Here is a 16,966-nt window from a genome sequence, read left to right as displayed (position 1 = left end):
AAGGCGCTATATTTAAGGAGGATATTCAAAATGGCAAAAGCTAAATTTGAAAGAACAAAACCACATTGTAATATTGGTACAATCGGTCACGTTGACCACGGCAAGACAACTTTAACAGCTGCTATCACAAAGACTCTTTCCGAAAGAGTTGCAGGTAACGCTGCTGTAGATTTCGAAAACATTGACAAGGCTCCAGAAGAGAGGGAGCGTGGTATCACAATCTCTACAGCTCACGTTGAGTATGAGACAGAGAAGCGTCACTATGCACACGTTGACTGCCCAGGACATGCTGACTACGTTAAGAACATGATCACTGGTGCTGCTCAGATGGACGGCGCTATCCTTGTTGTAGCTGCTACCGATGGTGTTATGGCTCAGACAAGAGAGCATATCCTGCTTTCTCGTCAGGTAGGCGTTCCTTACATCGTTGTATTCATGAACAAATGCGATATGGTAGACGATGAGGAACTTCTTGAATTAGTAGAGATGGAAATTCGTGAACTGCTTGATGAATACGAGTTCCCAGGCGATGATACGCCGATTATCCAGGGTTCTGCTCTTAAGGCTCTTGAAGATCCTTCAGGAGAATGGGGCGACAAGATCATGGAACTGATGGATGCAGTAGATTCTTACATTCCAGATCCACAGCGTGCTACAGACCAGCCATTCCTGATGCCAGTAGAGGACGTATTCACGATCACAGGACGTGGTACAGTTGCTACAGGTAGAGTAGAGCGAGGTGTTCTTCATGTAAACGATGAAGTTGAAATCGTTGGTATCAAAGAAGAGACAAGAAAGACTGTTGTAACAGGTATCGAGATGTTCCGTAAGCTTCTTGACGAAGGTCAGGCTGGAGACAACATCGGAGCTCTGCTTCGTGGTGTTCAGAGAACAGAGATCGAAAGAGGACAGGTTCTTGTTAAACCAGGTTCTGTAACATGCCACAGCAAGTTTACAGCTCAGGTTTACGTTCTGACCAAAGATGAAGGTGGACGTCATACTCCATTCTTCAACAACTACCGTCCACAGTTCTACTTCAGAACAACCGACGTTACAGGTGTCTGCAACCTGCCAGAAGGCGTTGAGATGTGCATGCCTGGAGATAACGTAGAGATGACAATCGAACTGATTCACCCAGTTGCTATGGAGCAGGGACTTCGTTTCGCTATCCGTGAGGGCGGACGTACTGTAGGATCAGGAAGAGTTGCTACAATCATTGAGTAATTTATAATTTAGAATCATATAAATCTAATTATATTCCGCAATCCTTGAGAAATCAGGGGTTGCGGTTTCTTTTTGCCTAAAATGGGATAGCGTACATTGAAATTATTGTAGAGGATACAGAACTGGAAAATGCGGCTGTGATTCCATTTTGATTCTAAAAATTTGCAGAATAAAAGCCAGGGAAAAGGCAGAAGGGCAGCTGCAGGAACTGTATGAGACGGCGCTTAAAGAAGTAGGCGAGTCGGGAGCCGCGATTTTTGAAGTACATCAGATGATGATGGAGGACGAGGATTACTGTAGTTCTGTTGAGAATATGATAACGCAGCAGCAGGTGAATGCAGAATATGCAGTGGCTGTGACGGGAAATAGTTTCTCTTCCATGTTTGCTGAGATCGACATTCTTGCCAGGACTATGGGCATTCCTGCAATTATTGCCGTTCCTATTCAGAAGGAGTGGCATGGGAAGATGGTTATTATGGACGGATATAAAGGTGAACGAATAATCAATCCCGATGAAGAACAGGTTAAAGAAGCAAAACGGCTGGATCTTGGGGCGGATAAGCAGGCGGGCTATTTTGAACTGGATGAGGAAGAAAATCCGGCGCTTGGCTACCATGCCATCCGAATCTGCCTGACCAGGCCGGGGATTTTTAAAACCCAGTTCCGTGCTCTTCTTAGAGCCAGTTCGTTTGGAAATATTTCTATCATGATCCCTATGATTATTTCTATAAAGGAGATTCAGAAAATAAAGGAAATTTTCGAAGAGGTAAAATATATCTGCCTTTTCTAAAGCCAGTAGTTTCCTTTTCTTATCAATTCCGTCGGCATAGCCTGTCAGGCTGCCGTCTGCACCTACAACACGGTGGCATGGTACGATAACAGATATTCCGTTATACCCGACAGCGCCTCCTATGGCTTGTGCTGATATATGCGAAAGGCTCCTCCTGTCAGCCGCCAGTTTTGCTATTTTGCCATAAGTGATGTCTTTCCATATGGGATTGTACAGAGGATTTCCTACACTTTATTTTGGAAATCTGTTCCCGTGAAATGTAAGGGAACTGTGAATTTGGGTTCCTGCCCGGAGAAATAAATGTATATATCAGGGAGTTTATCCCAGGGGTCTTTGAAATAAGCGCAGAGATATTGTCCATTTGGCTTTATAAATACGTCTTTTGACTTTTTTGTATTTAATAAAGGTGTAAAAATGCCGTCGTATTGGCTGAAATCATGATTTAAAACTTTATGGACAGAAATATAACTGCCTATTCCGGCACAGCATTGCTTCATTCCCCATGTGTCTTTGATATGGGAGATTAACTGCTTCGCATTCAATAATACGAAATTGCCCGTCCTTTTCTTGCTCGCATGACTGAATTTGTTTTTTCTTGTCAGAAGGCAGTCTTTGAGTTTGTTTCAGTGTTCTTATCTGCTGATTGATCTCAGCAGATTTCGTATCAATAATTTTAATAAAATCTGTTGGGTTAGGATTGTCCATATATGTTCTGATTTCTTCAATGCTCATATTCAGCCCTTCTATTTCTTTCGGCAGAGGGAAGAAAAGTATCAAAAATATTTATAAATGTTTATAATATTGATAATCAACTTCTGGCCGGAGGCGCTTCTGAATGCTATTTGACTCCAACATCATCATATAAATAGATAAAGGGGATACTCCTTTTTGACAGTTTCTGGTATGATAGAAGAAAAAAGATGAAAGGAGAGACATTTGTAATGTTAGAAGAACTGAAAAAGGAAGTGTATGAAGCGAACATGCTTCTTCCCAAATATGGCCTTGTGACATTTACATGGGGAAATGTAAGCGGGATAGACCGGGAGAAAGGGTTGTTTGTCATTAAGCCAAGCGGAGTGGATTATAATAAGCTTACGCCGGAAACTATGGTAGTGGTAGACCTGGACGGAAAGAAAGTGGAAGGGGAGTATAACCCTTCTTCCGATACAGACACTCATGCAGTTTTATATAACCGTTTTCCAAACATCGGAGGAGTTGTACATACCCATTCGTCCTGGGCTACAAGCTGGGCACAGGCAGGAAGGGATATTCCGTGCTATGGAACTACCCATGCAGATTATCTGTACGGCTCCGTTCCGTGCGTGAGAAATCTGACAAAAGAGGAGATTGATGAGGTATACGAGAAGAATACAGGAATCTTAATTGCTGACGAATACGAAAAACGAGGCATGGACTATGTAGCCACTCCGGCAGTTTTGTGTAAGAACCATGGCCCGTTTACCTGGGGGAAGAACGCCCATGAGGCTGTGCACAATGCAGTCGTATTGGAAGAGGTTGCAAAGATGGCCGCCCGCTGTGAGATGATTAATCCGCAGAATAAGCCTGCCCCGCAGGAATTGCAGGACAAGCATTATTACCGGAAGCACGGCGCGAATGCTTATTATGGGCAGAATAATTAATTGCAGTATTGCTGTAGAAAAGGAGGAATGACAGGTGGGCGTAGATGCTGAAAGAGTTAAGAAAGTGATTGAAGAAGGCAGGGCAGTTGTCGGGATTGAACTTGGCTCTACGAGAATTAAGACGGTCCTTATTGATGACAATTATGTCCCGGTTGCCACGGGAAGTTATGACTGGGAGAACAAGTTGGAAAACCATATCTGGACTTATTCATTAGAAGATATCTGGGAAGGGCTTAAAGGAAGTTACCAGGATATGGCGCGCGGCGTGAAGGAAAAATATGGAACGGGAATTAGGAAATTAGGAGGAATAGGCTTTAGCGCCATGATGCATGGATATATGGCATTTGATGAGACAGGCAGCCTTCTTGTGCCATTCCGTACATGGAGGAATACGATTACCGGACAGGCGGCAGGTGAATTAACAGAATTGTTCCAATATAATGTTCCGCAGAGATGGAGCATTGCACATCTGTACCAGGCGATTTTAAACGGGGAAAGCCATGTGAAAGACGTAAGATATTTTACTACCTTGTCAGGATATATCCACTGGCAGCTGACAGGCCGGAAAGTTCTGGGAATCGGTGATGCTTCTGGAATGTTCCCGATTAATATCGGAGCAAAAGATTTTGACGAGGGAATGGTTCAGAAATTTGATGAATTGGTTAAAGAGAAAGGATATCCGTGGAAATTGCGCCAGATTATGCCTGAGGTGCTGACTGCGGGAGAGGATGCCGGAGTTCTGACGGAAGAAGGGGCAAAACTTCTTGACCCGTCCGGTGAGCTTGAGGCAGGAATTACGGTATGCCCGCCAGAAGGAGATGCGGGGACTGGAATGATAGCCACTAATAGTGTCGCGGAGCGCACGGGAAATGTGTCGGCGGGAACTTCTGTTTTTGCAATGATTGTATTGGAAAAGGAACTGTCGAGAGTACATACAGAAATAGATATGGTGACTACGCCGAACGGTAGCCTGGTGGCGATGGCTCATGCCAATAACTGCACGTCCGATTTGAATGCATGGGTATCGCTGTTCCGGGAATATTCTGAGGCGATGGGAATTAAGGCTGATATGAATCAGATATTCTCTGTTCTGTATAATAAAGCGCTAGAAGGCGATGCAGACTGTGGAGGACTTCTTTCCTATGGATATTATTCCGGGGAGAATATTATACCGATTGACGAAGGAAGGCCACTGTTCGTCCGTACTCCTGACAGCAGGTTTAACCTTTCTAATTTTATGAGGACTCATCTGTATGCAGCACTCGGGGCGCTGAAGATTGGCATGGACATTCTTGTGAAGGAAGAAAAGATTCAGATTGACAAGATATTAGGACACGGCGGCTTGTTTAAGACACCGGGGGTCGGACAGAGAATTATGGCAGCAGCTATGCAGGCCCCGGTGTCCGTTATGGAGACGGCTGGAGAAGGCGGTGCATGGGGGATTGCTGTTCTTGCGGCCTATGCGGTAAAGAAGGCAGGCAATGAGTCTTTGGAGTCTTATCTGGATTATAAAGTATTTGCCGGTAAAGAAGGCATGAAAATGGAGCCAGATGCAAAAGACATAGAAGGCTTCGAAAAATTTATAGAAACATTTAAGAAAGGGCTGTCCGTTGAGCAGGAAGCAATTTCAAAATTATAGAGCAGCCTTGCGGAACAGGAGGAACATCTGTATGAGTACATATTACCTGGCAGTAGATATCGGGGCATCCAGCGGAAGGCTGATAATTGCATGGAAAGAGGCCGGTAAATTAATGCTGGAAGAGGTGTACAGATTCCAGAATGGAATGAGACAGGAAGGAGACCGCCTCTACTGGGATATGGAAAAACTGCTGTCAGAAATTAAAGCAGGGCTTAAGGAGTGTGCCCGTCTGAGGAAAGTACCTGCTTATATGGGGATTGACACATGGGGAGTGGATTTCGTATTGCTTAATCAGGAGGGAGAAATCCTGGGGCAGTGTGTAGGGTACCGCGATTCCAGGACAAAGGGAATGGCTGAAAAGGTAGACAAGATTATCTCCAGAGAGAAGTTGTATGAAAGGACAGGGATTCAGAAACAGGATTTCAACACCCTTTATCAGCTGATGGCACTAAAGGAGGATAGCCCTGAGATGCTTAAAGAGGCAAAACGCTTCCTTATGATGCCGGAGTATCTGAATTACAGGCTGACCGGCATTATGAAGAATGAGTATACCAATGCTACGACAACTCAGCTTGTTGATGCGGTATCGAAATCATGGGACGGCGAATTGATGGATATGCTGGGCATACCAAAAGATATATTCGGAACTTTATATCTTCCAGGGGAGGAAGTGGGAGAATTTACAGAGGAAGTTCAAGAAGAAGTAGGATTTTCCTGTAAAGTGCTTCTTCCGGCTACTCATGATACGGGTTCTGCGGTTCTGGCGGTTCCTGCGAAGGAGGAGGAAATCCTGTATATCAGTTCTGGAACATGGTCCTTAATAGGAACGGAGAGAGATGAGGCAGATTGCCGGCCGGAGAGTATGCATTTCAATTTTACCAATGAAGGAGGATATGAATACCGTTTCCGTTACCTGAAAAATATTATGGGATTGTGGATGATACAGTCGGTAAAAAGAGAGATTGCACAGGACATGTCTTTTGGAGAGATATGCGGGCTGGCCTCGGAGGAAAGCATTGATTCTATTGTAGACTGCAATGATGAGAGATTTATGGAGCCGGACAGTATGACGGAAGCGGTGAGGCAATATTGCCGTGACAGCGGGCAGCAGGTTCCAGAAGGTATTGGCCAGATTGCATCTGTTATCTATAACAGCCTGGCTTCTTCTTATAAGCAGGCGGCAGAGGAGATTGAGAAACTGACAGGGAAGAACTACCCGGTTATTCATGTAATAGGCGGGGGCTCTAATGCAGGGTACCTCAATGAACTGACTGCCAGGTATACAGGCAAGAAAGTAATCGCAGGGCCGGCAGAGGCTACGGCAATAGGAAATATCATGGTTCAGATGATATACGGAGGAGAATACGAAAGCCTGGAAAAAGCAAGGGCAGCAGTACGTATGTCTTTTCCGACAAAGGCCTATACTTAAGCGGTTTATTGTATATGAAAGGTAAGATTTACAAAAAGAGGCGTGTTTATGACAGAGGCATGGTTGCGGCCAATGATGGGAACTTTTCTGTAAAAATAAATGACGATGAGTTTCTCTGTACGCCAAATGGTGTCAGCAAAGGATTTATGACGCCGGAATATATCTGTAAAGTGAATGCGAAAGGGGAAGTGCTGGAGGCTAATGAGGGCTTTCGCCCATCTTCTGAGATTAAGATGCATATCCGCGTGTTTCAAGAAAGGCCGGACGTAAATGCAGTCGTACATGCACACCCTATGTATGCCACAAGTTTTGCAATCGCGGGTATGGGGCTGACGGCTAAGATTATGCCAGAAGCTGTAATTTCGTTGGGAGAGGTTCCGCTGACACCGTATGGAACCCCAAGCACAATGGAGATACCGGATGCAATTTCCCCGTATCTGCAGGATTATGATTCCGTTCTTCTGGCTAACCATGGGGCGCTTTCTTATGCAGGGACGCTTCTTGATGCTTATCATAAGATGGAGTCGGTGGAATTTTATGCACGGTTATTGTATCAGGCAAGAATGCTCGGAGGAGCGAAAGAATTTTCAGATGAGCAGGTAGAGCGCCTCTATGAGATTAGAAGACAGTTCGGACTGCCTGGAAAACATCCGGCAAACAAAAAATAAGAGCAGAAGAAATAAGATTATGCGTTTTGACGGAAAAACTGCTTATAGAAAAGTCATTTTGTGAAAAAAACGATACGGAAGCAAGACTGACAAAAAAGTAACAATAAAACATTCTGAACGGTGGCAAAGATTGGTAATTTTGAGTATTTACACAAATATTCCTAAATGGTATGATACCTCCAGAAGCAAGATATAAATTTAACAATCCATGAGGAGGTTATTACAATGACGATTTTAGCAACAGTTGCGTCAATGATTATTATAATGGCAGGATGTGTTACACTTTTGAGAGATTTATACAATATTGCAGAGGCACTTACATCAGGAATGGACGTATCCGATATGGAGGCAGCCAAAGACAGCGAGAATGTACACTACAAGAAAGCGCTTGCTGTAGGATAATCAAATAACAGGAAATAAGAGGGAAAGCGCTTCCGGTTCATGCCGGAGGCGTTTTTTTTATATAATTAGGAAACTTCATTTCCTATTATATAAAAACGCTCCGCGAGGAAGCGCACTCGCGCGAAGGTGAAGTTTGTCGTAAGCGACCGCGCTCGGCGCGAGAATGTGCCGAGGCACATTCTTTATTCTATGGCAGGAAACTTTGTTCTTTCATTTATTGGAAAAATGTTCTGTGAAAAACGTTTTGCTCCGCTAAAAATACTAAATACAAAAGTCTGAAAAAGGGAAAAATGTCATTGCCTTTGGCTGACAAAAATTATATAATTACATTCAAGATGATGACTTATAAATTGAAAGGAGGAGAAAATGAAGGCAGAATGCGATTATCGGCTTGGAATATATGAAAAGGCGCTTCCGCCGGAACTTAATTGGAAGGAGCGGCTTCTGGCTGCGAAGGAAGCAGGGTTCGACTACGTGGAAATGAGCGTAGATGAGACTGCCGAGAGAATGTCCCGGCTGGACTGGAGCAACGAGCAGATTTCAGAGTTGAGGCAGATACAGGTGGAGACCGGAGTGCCAATAGAGACAATTTGCTTCAGCGCGCAGAGAAAGTATCCGCTTGGCAGTAAGAAATGGGAGAATGAGGCGAAGGAACTTCTTCAGAAAGGGGTTTTGTTTGCTAAGAAGATGGGAATCCGCATTATCCAGACACAGGGATATGACTGCTATTATGAAGAGACAAGCGATGAGACTACAAAAGAGAGGTTTTACCGGAACCTGGAAGAAGGGACGATGTTTGCGGCATCCCACGGCGTGACGCTTGCTATGGAGACGATGGAAAATGATTTTATGAATACGATAGAAAAGGCGATGTACAGCGTGAAAAGAGTGGATTCGCCATATCTTCAGGTATACCCGGACGTAGGCAATATATCTAATGCAACGAAGGATGTTGTAGGAGATATAAAAACAGGAAAAGGGTACATTGCGGCGGCGCACTTGAAAGAGACAGCGCCCGGAAAGTTTAGGGAGATACCTTATGGGACCGGGCAGGTGGATTTTCCTCCGGCGATTGCCCAGCTGTATCGTCAGGGAGTAAGAAGATATGTGGCAGAGTTCTGGTATTGCGGCGAAGAAAACTGGAAAGAGATTGTGGCGTATAACCGCAGATTTCTGGATGAGCAATTTAAAATGGCAGAAGCCTTGCTGTAAAAGACTGTAGATAAGGAGGGAATCTTTGAAATATGGGACAGTATGTAATCGGGCTTGATAACGGGGGGACATCAACGAAAGCGGCGATTTTTGACCTTCAGGGAAAGGAAATTGCGACTTTGGGGAAGCAGACAAAGGTCATAACTCCGAAGTCAGGCTATACAGAACGAGATATGGAAGAACTGTGGCTTGCTAACTGTGACTGCATTAAGGGGGCAATTAAGAAAGCAGGCATTGATGGGAAAGATGTTCTGGGAATTGCAGTGTGCGGACACGGTAAAGGCCTCTATCCGTGGGGCAAAGATGGAAAACCTGCGTATAACGGGATTATTTCTACAGACAGCCGGGCATGGAAGTACCCGGAGAAATGGTATGAGACAGGTGTGTACGATGAGGTGCACGGCCAACTGTGCCAGGAATTTATGGCCTGTCAGCAAGTGTCCCTGCTTGCATGGTTTAAGGATCATTACAGAGAAGTGTATGACAATATTCAATATGCGTTCTCGGTTAAAGATTATGTGCGCTTCAGATTAACCGGTGAAGCTTATAGTGAGGCTACGGATATTTCTGGGTCTGGTCTTATGGACGTGAAAAATGCAAGATTTGACAGGGATATTCTTGAAAAATTAGGAATCGGGGAAGCGTATGACATGCTTCCGCCAATCCGTTACTCTTATGACCTGTGCGGTACGATATCTGAGGAGGCATCTGTACTGACCGGGCTTCCCGAAGGGACGGCAGTGGCGGGAGGAATGTTTGACATTGATGCCTGTGCGGTAGCGGTAGATGTGACTTCGCCAGATAAGATGTGCACAATAGCAGGAACGTGGAGCATTAATGAGTATATATCCGAGAAGCCGGTTATGGATGGCAGCATTGCTATGAACTCATTGTTTGCGATGCCGGGATATTACCTTGTAGAAGAGTGCAGCGCTACATCTTCAGGAAATCTGGAGTGGTATCTGGAAAATTGCATGGAAAATGAACTGATTCCAGAAGGACAGAGTATTTACAGTATTGTAAATGATAAAGTTGCGTCTGTAAAAGCAGAGGAGTGCGATGTGTATTTCCTTCCATTTCTCTATGGATCCAATACTCATCCTCTAGGGAAGGGGGCGTTTATCGGGCTTACAACCTATCATAATAAGGCGCATATGTTGCGCGCCATTTATGAAGGAGTAGTATATTCTCACAAAACGCATATTGAGAAACTTCTTTCTTCCAGAGAGAAGCCGGAAGCAATACGAATGGCAGGCGGCGCGGCCAACTCAAAAGTATGGGTTCAGATGTTCGCGGATGTCCTGGGGCTTCCGATTGAGACGGTAGATGCTAAGGAACTGGGGGCATTAGGCTGTGGCATGGCGGCTACGATAGCGGCAGGTGTGTACAAGGATTATAAAGAGGCGGCAAAGTGTATGGTACATGTATCAGGGAGGGTAGAGCCTAACCCGGATATGCAGGATATTTATGATAAAAAATATAAAAAATACCGTGCGGTAAGCAAGGCCCTTGATACTGTCTGGGGACAGTTTGAGGTATAAATTTAATGAAAGAAAGTGGAATGAATTATGGCGAACAAGGGAAGTACTCCGAAAACAATGAAGGCACTAGTGGCTTATGCTAAGGACGATTATCGCTTTGAGGCGGAGTATCCGGCGCCGACATGCGGGCCAGATGACATTATTATCAAAACAGAGGCATGTGGAGTCTGTGCCGGCGATCTTAAGTGCAGCCATGGCGCGGCAATGTTCTGGGGAGACGATGTACAGCCGTCGTGGGTAAAACCCCCATTTATTCCGGGCCATGAGAACAGGCGCTTCTCATAGAGCCGTATGGCTGTTCCAAACATGCGGTAGACAGAGGGAGCATCACCAATGAAGATGTGGTTGTTATTTCTGGCGCGGGGACTCTTGGACTTGGAATGATTACATATGCAAGAATGAAGAACCCGAAACTTCTTATTGTACTTGATATGCAGGATGGACGTCTGGAGAAGACGAAAGAATTCGGGGCAGATCTTGTGTTTAACCCTGGAAAATGCGATATAGATAAAGAAATTAAGGCGTTGACAAATGATTATGGGTGTGATGTATACATCGAGGTTACAGGACATCCATCCAGTGTTATCCAGGGACTGGCAGTTACGCGTAAACTGGGGAGGTTCGTAGAATTCAGCGTATTCGGGTCAGAGACATCTGTTGACTGGTCTATTATCGGAGACCGTAAAGAACTGGGTATTCTGGGCGCGCATTTAAGCCCGTATGCATATCCATTTGTAATTGAGAACATGATGAAAGGGAACCTGAAGACAGATGGGGTAGCATCCAGCATGTTCAAGATTGAAGAGTGGGAGAAAGCATTCGATTACGCGACTGGAAATCACGGAGATTTTAAAGTTGCATTTAAATTCGACTAGCAGATAAACTTATAAAAAGAACAGGGCAGGGTGTGCCAAGCACACTCTGCCTTATTCTTTTTTTGCTTTGTATTTCTGAAATACTTTTTCAAACAGTACAAGCGTGCAATACACAATTAATGCCGGGCCAAACAGGATTACGAGAAGACGCGTGGAGAGGAAGCGGATAAATAAGAACCCTCCGATTCCATAAAATGCTGCTGCAATCAATGTGACGGGAGCGTACATGAATGCGAAGACAAAAGCATTAAATACAAGTTCAGATAACTTCCCGGAAAAATTAACCATTACAGGAAAGATCCAAAGCATAACTAACAATAGTGTAAGAAAAGCAATTCCGGCAACGACAGTTAGTGCCAGATTATTGGGGATTTTAGCGGTGTTGAGAAGATAATATGCAAGAACAAAGGCAGATGTCAGTATCGCCATGAAAATCCATACAATTGTACCCTTCTTCCAGTAAAGTTTCAGCCCGTCTTTAAAATTACGTGCAATATGAACATCTCCGTTCATGAGGCAGAAGGCAGAATGATAAAGGGCCGCAGTGGCGGCGCCGGCTGTAACAAGCGGAATGCACAGCGCAAGCCAGAGTAGGTTTAGAAGTGTGAGGCGGCTTAAAAGAGTTGCGTATCTCATAAATCCATGGTCATATTCAAAAACTTTCATCTTCTGTCCTCCCGGATTCTGTTCTTATTAATCAACTAAAAGTAATCATACACTAAAAACCCCTGAACTGCAAGGCCAAAAAGAATTGTTAAATAAAAAACAAACAAAAAATTAACCAAAACAAAGAAAAAAATAGTGCAAAAAGTAGATGAAATTTTGTGAAATGTGACAAGTGTAAAGATACTTGACAGAAGTCGCGCAAAATGATACCATGATTTTAGGCAAAATGCATAAAATAATTCAGGCAGGTAAACTGAAGTGATACATTTTATGCAAAACAAACTTCACAATAAGGGAGGAAAGAAAGGTATGAAAAAACGAATTGTAAGTGTTCTTCTGTGCACGGCGATGGTTGCATCAATGCTTGTTGGCTGCGGCGGCAAGACTGTTAGCAACAACGCTGGTGAATCAGAAGACTACGAGGCAGGGAATGCCGAGGATTTTGACTGGAAGAATTATGAAGGCACAACATTGAATGTTATGTTTAATGAGCATAACTATTCAAAGGCAGTAATTGAGAAAATTCCAGAGTTTGAAGAACTTACGGGAATTAAAGTTAAGTACTCTTCCACACCGGAATCTAACTATTTTGATAAACTTAATACTTCCTTAAGCAGCCGTTCTGGTACGCCGGATGTTTACATGACAGGTGCTTACCAGGTATGGGAGTATGCTCCGGCTGGATATATGGAGCCGTTGGAGAACTACATCAATGACCCGGCTAAGACTGCGCCGGATTACAATTTTGACGATTTTATCCCGGCCGTTGTAGACGGACTGAAATGGGATCTTGTTCCGGGACATAAAGTAGGAGAAGGATCACAGTGGGCGCTTCCTATGGGCTGGGAATTAAACAACCTTGCTTACAACAAAGCAGTATTTGAGGAAAAAGGAATGACAGTTCCTACAACTACAGATGAACTGCTGGAGACTGCAAAAGCATTGAAAGAGTTTAATGGCTCAGGTTCTTATGGCATTGCAGTGCGCGGTACACGTGAGTGGGCAACAATTCATCCGGGATATATGTCACTGTTCTCAACATGGGGCGGGCAGGACTTCGCTATCGAAGATGGCAAGCTCGTATGTAAGCTTGATTCCGAAGAGGCAATTGCTATGACAGATTACTGGGTAAACATGATTAAAGAAGCAGGCGCTCCGCAATGGACAAATTACACATGGTATGAGGCAAGTGCAGACCTTGGAGCAGGAAAGGCAGCAATGCTGTTTGACGCTACAAGCGCAGGATACTTCCAGAACTTTGAAGGCGCTTCTCAGGAATCCGGCAATATTGCATGGTCTACAATTCCGCTTCCGGAAGGAAAGACAGCAGATGATATGAAAGCAAATATCTGGATCTGGTCATTGGCAATGAATGCTGACTCTAAGAATAAAGATGCTGCATGGTATTTCATTCAGTACTTCACAAGCCCAGAATATATGCTGTATTCAGGAACAGAGGGAGCAAGCCCAGATACTCCGCGCACTTCTGTAATGGAGAGCGATGAATACAGGGCAATCGTTGGTTCCGCAGATAATTATCTTGAATCTATCGCAGAACTTACAGAGAATGCATCTATTCAGTTTACACCTCAGCCGTACTTCTTCGAGTGTACGACAAAATGGGCTGAAACACTTCAGGACCTTGTAACAAGTGACAAGTATTCATCCACAGAGGAAGCGATGAAGACACTTAAGGGAGAACTGGATAAGATTGTAGCCGATCTGGAAATAGAGGAATAATAATTAGAAAGAGTATATCAACCTATATGGATTTATTCTTTCTGAAAGGGTTAGAGTCGAGGAGGGGTTACCTGACCCTCCTTGGCTCTTTATCATGACAGGGGAAAAATTCCTTGAAGATTGAAGGATTTAGGTAAAAAATATGATTGGAGGAATCGGGATGAAAGAACAGAAAAAAGCCGGTGCTGCCGTGAACGAGCTGAACGTGCTGCCGTTTAAGACACGGGTACTTCCGTATTTGATTGTAGCGCCTGCGCTTATCATTACGATTGGGATTATGGTTCCGTTCGTAATGGCAATATATTATTCTTTGACCAACTATTCTTTCAGAATGCCTACATATAGTTTCGTGGGATTAAGAAACTGGATTGATATTCTGCAGTCCAGCCAATTCTGGAAAGCAGTATGGGTAACTTTGAGATATGCATTTTTCAGTACCGTAATTGAGATGGGACTTGGAATGGGAATTGCGATCTTATTAAATAATCTGAATAACAAATTCTCTAAGATTATGAGAGTGGCATTGATTTTCCCATTGATGGTCGCACCGGTTACGGCGACAATCGTATGGCAGCTGATGCTGAACAACTCAGTTGGTATTTTGGAGAAGTTCCTGAATATTTTTGGAGTTTATAACTTCCCGTGGGCAGCCAGCCCGTCTACTGCGATGCTGACAGCAGTTATGATTGATGTGTGGGTAAATACTTCTTTTTGTATGCTGCTTGTGCTGGCAGGCCTGCAGTCACTTCCGAAATCTCCGTTTGAATCAGCGAAGATTGACGGAGGAAGCATAATGTTTAATTTCCGCAACCTGACTCTGCCGATGTTAAAGCCGAGTTTGTACATAGCACTTTTATTCCGTCTTATGGCGGCTCTTCAGGAGTATGCAATTATCTTTGCGCTTACTAAGGGCGGACCTGGCGATACGCTTATGAACTTGTCGCTGACGGCTTATCAGACCGGATTCCAGTTCCAGAAATTCGGATATGCACTTCCATATATTCTGGTACTGTGGGTATTTATTAATATTGTGGCCAAACAAATTGTTAAGAGGCAGCGCGCCGCTCAAAAACAGGCTGCTGGCTTGGAAGAGTAGAGGTGCTTTGCCTGAGTAAAGAAAAATAAATAATAGAAAGGATGTTAAGCATGGATACAGCTTCAAAAAGATTGGGACGTATTGTCCAAAACGGACTGTTGATTATATATTCAATATTTGCTTTGTTCCCGCTTCTGTGGATGCTTATTCTGTCCATTAAGTCAGATGCTGAGATGTACACGACAACATTTTTGTTCAGCCCGACTTTGGACAATTATAAAGCGGTATTGCTGGAGTCGGATTACCTGCAGTATATGCTGGACAGCTTGATCGTGGCAGGAGGCGCTGTTATCGTATCAGTTATAGCCGGGGTTCCTGCGGCATATGCTCTTGCGAGATATAATTTTAAGAAAAAAGAGGATATTGCTTTCCAGATTCTTTCCTTTAAGTTTGCGCCTGAGATTCTGGTAGTTCTTCCTTTGTTTATGGTTTATCAGATGTTTGGGATTTATGATTCCTACTTTGGGCTGATTTGGGTGTATCAGCTGATTTCTATGCCGCTTCTTATCTGGGTGGTACGGGGATATTTCGAGGATATTTCTGTGGAAATTGAATATGCCGCGCAGGTGGATGGATATAGTTGGTATCAGATTTTCTTCAAGAATCTTGTTCCCCTTATTAAGCCTGGTCTTGTATCTGCAGCCCTGCTGGCATTTATCTTCGCTTGGAATTGTTTTACATTCCCGCTGATGCTGGGAGGCACAAATGTTCAGCCGATTACGGTTGCAATCACGAAGTTCCTTGGAACAGACAGTGCACATTATGGACAGTTGGCTGTTGCCGCGACCATTTCCGCTCTGCCGGCGATTATTTTTGCACTTTGTATACAGAAGCACTTAGTACGAGGCTTAAGTTTCGGTGCAGTGAAGGGATAGGTGTGAGAATATGGCAAGAATACAATTAGAAAATATTACGAAAAAATTTGGAAAAGTTACGGCTCTCGATGGAATATCTCTTGATATAAAGGACAAAGAATTTTTCGTGCTGTTTGGTCCTGCTGGAGCAGGAAAAACTACAATTCTGAATTGCATTGCAGGAATCCAACTCCCGGAAGAAGGCATGATAAAGTTTGATGGAAAGACAGTTAACCTGGTAGACGCCGCCCACAGAGATACGGCGATGGTATTTGAGAACTATGCTCTGTATCCGCAGATGACGGTGTATGATAATATGGCCTCACCCCTGAGGAGCAAGCTTTACAAAAAAGATGAGGAATATATTAAAAAGAAAGTACACGAAGTAGCCGCAATGATGAAGATGGAGAATCTTCTGGATCGTCTGCCGAGCCAGCTCTCCAATGGGCAGAAGCAGCGTGTGGCGATGGGACGTGCGCTTGTGCGTTCTCCGAGAGTGTACCTGATGGATGAACCTTTGGCGCATCTTGACGCAAAGCTCCGTAATGCGATGCGTACAGAACTGAAAGATATTCAGGCTAATTTTGGAACGACAAGTATCTATGTAACCCATGACTTCATGGAAGCCATGTCACTTGGAGACAGGATTGCCATTGTGAATGAAGGTAAGATTGTGCAGGTCGGAACAAGTGATGAGATTTATTATATGCCTTGCAATGAATTTGTATCTCAGCTTATGGGAGACCCGGAAATCAATATTATAGCAGGAAAACTGGCGAAGACTTCCGGAGGATACTCCTTTACTTTTAATGATATTGAAAAGACATATGAGCTTCCGGAGGATAAGGATCTCTTTGCAAAATTAGAGGAGACAGGGCTTACTGATATTGAGGTGGGAATCCGTCCGCAGAACGTGAAATATTCCTTCGAGCCAAAAGACGGTTACATAAAATGCAGTGTATACAGTTATGAAAGCATTGGTAATAAGTCGGTTATTATTACAGAGTGCGGCGCTCTGCAGCTTCGGATGATTGCTCCTAATGGACTGTCGGTGAAGATTGACCAGGACATTTACGTTGACCTGGAGATGAATCGCTCTATGTTCTTCCATGCAGAGACGAAGCAATACATCAGCAGATATAATGAGGCGGCGGTGAAAGCCCTCGCAGCGGAACAGGAGGGATAAGAGG

The 16,966-nt window shown here is 44.1% G+C and carries 16 protein-coding genes and 2 pseudogenes; 15 read left to right on the top strand and 3 right to left on the bottom strand.

Annotated features, from left to right (window positions below; translation table 11 throughout):
- The first annotated feature begins 30 nt into the window (after positions 1–30).
- Positions 31–1,224, top strand: a complete 1,194-nt coding sequence (gene tuf / locus HDCHBGLK_RS03860) for an elongation factor Tu (RefSeq protein WP_004606376.1) — start codon at positions 31–33, stop codon at positions 1,222–1,224.
- A 193-nt stretch (positions 1,225–1,417) separates the two neighbouring features.
- Positions 1,418–1,996, top strand: a pseudogene (locus HDCHBGLK_RS19225) (putative PEP-binding protein); the annotation flags it as partial.
- A 69-nt stretch (positions 1,997–2,065) separates the two neighbouring features.
- Here HDCHBGLK_RS19225 and HDCHBGLK_RS19930 read toward each other — a convergent pair.
- Positions 2,066–2,152: pseudogene (locus tag HDCHBGLK_RS19930) on the bottom strand (MGMT family protein); the annotation flags it as partial.
- A 312-nt stretch (positions 2,153–2,464) separates the two neighbouring features.
- Entirely contained in the window at positions 2,465–2,746 is a 282-nt protein-coding gene (locus tag HDCHBGLK_RS03850; protein ID WP_009249602.1) for a MerR family transcriptional regulator, read from the bottom strand.
- Between the two features lie 209 nt (positions 2,747–2,955).
- Between HDCHBGLK_RS03850 and HDCHBGLK_RS03845 the strand changes: the two genes are divergently transcribed.
- The 9 genes from HDCHBGLK_RS03845 to HDCHBGLK_RS19625 all read left to right on the top strand — a co-directional run bounded on the left by HDCHBGLK_RS03845 (position 2,956) and on the right by HDCHBGLK_RS19625 (position 11,420).
- Complete coding sequence (locus tag HDCHBGLK_RS03845) at positions 2,956–3,654, top strand: L-ribulose-5-phosphate 4-epimerase (RefSeq protein ID WP_039909599.1); 699 nt, start codon at positions 2,956–2,958, stop codon at positions 3,652–3,654.
- Positions 3,655–3,688: 34 nt separating this feature from the next.
- Positions 3,689–5,293: a xylulokinase gene (locus HDCHBGLK_RS03840; RefSeq protein WP_004606370.1), complete on the top strand. Its 1,605-nt coding sequence runs from the start codon at positions 3,689–3,691 to the stop codon at positions 5,291–5,293.
- Positions 5,294–5,324: 31 nt separating this feature from the next.
- A complete protein-coding gene (rhaB, locus tag HDCHBGLK_RS03835) occupies positions 5,325–6,722 on the top strand; it encodes a rhamnulokinase (protein WP_004606369.1) in 1,398 nt (465 codons plus the stop codon).
- Between the two features lie 14 nt (positions 6,723–6,736).
- Complete coding sequence (locus tag HDCHBGLK_RS03830; RefSeq protein WP_004606368.1) at positions 6,737–7,390, top strand: class II aldolase/adducin family protein; 654 nt, start codon at positions 6,737–6,739, stop codon at positions 7,388–7,390.
- Between the two features lie 225 nt (positions 7,391–7,615).
- Positions 7,616–7,792, top strand: a complete 177-nt coding sequence (locus HDCHBGLK_RS18895) for a hypothetical protein (RefSeq protein WP_004606367.1) — start codon at positions 7,616–7,618, stop codon at positions 7,790–7,792.
- 366 nt (positions 7,793–8,158) lie between these two features.
- Positions 8,159–9,004: an L-ribulose-5-phosphate 3-epimerase gene (locus HDCHBGLK_RS03825; protein WP_004606366.1), complete on the top strand. Its 846-nt coding sequence runs from the start codon at positions 8,159–8,161 to the stop codon at positions 9,002–9,004.
- A gap of 32 nt (positions 9,005–9,036) precedes the next feature.
- A complete protein-coding gene (locus tag HDCHBGLK_RS03820; protein WP_004606365.1) occupies positions 9,037–10,545 on the top strand; it encodes an FGGY-family carbohydrate kinase in 1,509 nt (502 codons plus the stop codon).
- A 27-nt stretch (positions 10,546–10,572) separates the two neighbouring features.
- The gene (locus HDCHBGLK_RS19630) at positions 10,573–10,830 is read left to right on the top strand and encodes an alcohol dehydrogenase catalytic domain-containing protein (protein ID WP_004606364.1); all 258 of its coding nucleotides are present in this window, start codon (positions 10,573–10,575) and stop codon (positions 10,828–10,830) included.
- 56 nt (positions 10,831–10,886) lie between these two features.
- A complete protein-coding gene (locus HDCHBGLK_RS19625) occupies positions 10,887–11,420 on the top strand; it encodes a zinc-binding dehydrogenase (RefSeq protein ID WP_004606363.1) in 534 nt (177 codons plus the stop codon).
- Positions 11,421–11,471: 51 nt separating this feature from the next.
- Here HDCHBGLK_RS19625 and HDCHBGLK_RS03805 read toward each other — a convergent pair whose 3' ends face one another.
- A complete protein-coding gene (locus HDCHBGLK_RS03805; protein ID WP_004606362.1) occupies positions 11,472–12,086 on the bottom strand; it encodes a DUF624 domain-containing protein in 615 nt (204 codons plus the stop codon).
- A gap of 309 nt (positions 12,087–12,395) precedes the next feature.
- Between HDCHBGLK_RS03805 and HDCHBGLK_RS03800 the strand changes: the two genes are divergently transcribed.
- The 4 genes from HDCHBGLK_RS03800 (at position 12,396) to HDCHBGLK_RS03785 (ending at position 16,962) form a co-directional block, all read left to right on the top strand.
- Positions 12,396–13,826, top strand: a complete 1,431-nt coding sequence (locus HDCHBGLK_RS03800; RefSeq protein ID WP_009249592.1) for an ABC transporter substrate-binding protein — start codon at positions 12,396–12,398, stop codon at positions 13,824–13,826.
- 160 nt (positions 13,827–13,986) lie between these two features.
- The gene (locus HDCHBGLK_RS03795; RefSeq protein ID WP_009249591.1) at positions 13,987–14,922 is read left to right on the top strand and encodes a carbohydrate ABC transporter permease; all 936 of its coding nucleotides are present in this window, start codon (positions 13,987–13,989) and stop codon (positions 14,920–14,922) included.
- A 50-nt stretch (positions 14,923–14,972) separates the two neighbouring features.
- Positions 14,973–15,797, top strand: coding sequence for a carbohydrate ABC transporter permease (locus HDCHBGLK_RS03790; protein WP_009249590.1), 825 nt, complete (start codon positions 14,973–14,975; stop codon positions 15,795–15,797).
- Positions 15,798–15,807: 10 nt separating this feature from the next.
- Positions 15,808–16,962 carry an ABC transporter ATP-binding protein gene (locus HDCHBGLK_RS03785; RefSeq protein ID WP_004606358.1) on the top strand — a complete coding sequence of 385 codons (1,155 nt, stop codon included), beginning with the start codon at positions 15,808–15,810 and terminating at the stop codon, positions 16,960–16,962.
- Positions 16,963–16,966: the final 4 nt, after the last annotated feature.

Source organism: [Clostridium] scindens ATCC 35704, assembly GCF_004295125.1.
GTDB lineage: Bacteria > Bacillota > Clostridia > Lachnospirales > Lachnospiraceae > Clostridium_AP > Clostridium_AP scindens.
This window is presented reverse-complemented; position numbering and strand designations above follow the sequence as displayed.

Bases quoted from the DNA above. Each gene is read 5' to 3' on its own strand.
- HDCHBGLK_RS03785 (WP_004606358.1), top strand. From the start codon at position 15,808: ATGGCAAGAATACAATTAGAAAATATTACGAAAAAATTTGGAAAAGTT.
- HDCHBGLK_RS03825 (WP_004606366.1), top strand. From the start codon at position 8,159: ATGAAGGCAGAATGCGATTATCGGCTTGGAATATATGAAAAGGCGCTT.
- HDCHBGLK_RS03805 (WP_004606362.1), bottom strand. From the start codon at position 12,086: ATGAAAGTTTTTGAATATGACCATGGATTTATGAGATACGCAACTCTT.
- HDCHBGLK_RS03850 (WP_009249602.1), bottom strand. From the start codon at position 2,746: ATGAGCATTGAAGAAATCAGAACATATATGGACAATCCTAACCCAACA.
- HDCHBGLK_RS03795 (WP_009249591.1), top strand. From the start codon at position 13,987: ATGAAAGAACAGAAAAAAGCCGGTGCTGCCGTGAACGAGCTGAACGTG.
- HDCHBGLK_RS03800 (WP_009249592.1), top strand. From the start codon at position 12,396: ATGAAAAAACGAATTGTAAGTGTTCTTCTGTGCACGGCGATGGTTGCA.
- tuf (WP_004606376.1), top strand. From the start codon at position 31: ATGGCAAAAGCTAAATTTGAAAGAACAAAACCACATTGTAATATTGGT.
- HDCHBGLK_RS19630 (WP_004606364.1), top strand. From the start codon at position 10,573: ATGGCGAACAAGGGAAGTACTCCGAAAACAATGAAGGCACTAGTGGCT.
- rhaB (WP_004606369.1), top strand. From the start codon at position 5,325: ATGAGTACATATTACCTGGCAGTAGATATCGGGGCATCCAGCGGAAGG.
- HDCHBGLK_RS03820 (WP_004606365.1), top strand. From the start codon at position 9,037: ATGGGACAGTATGTAATCGGGCTTGATAACGGGGGGACATCAACGAAA.
- HDCHBGLK_RS03790 (WP_009249590.1), top strand. From the start codon at position 14,973: ATGGATACAGCTTCAAAAAGATTGGGACGTATTGTCCAAAACGGACTG.
- HDCHBGLK_RS18895 (WP_004606367.1), top strand. From the start codon at position 7,616: ATGACGATTTTAGCAACAGTTGCGTCAATGATTATTATAATGGCAGGA.
- HDCHBGLK_RS03830 (WP_004606368.1), top strand. From the start codon at position 6,737: ATGAAAGGTAAGATTTACAAAAAGAGGCGTGTTTATGACAGAGGCATG.
- HDCHBGLK_RS03845 (WP_039909599.1), top strand. From the start codon at position 2,956: ATGTTAGAAGAACTGAAAAAGGAAGTGTATGAAGCGAACATGCTTCTT.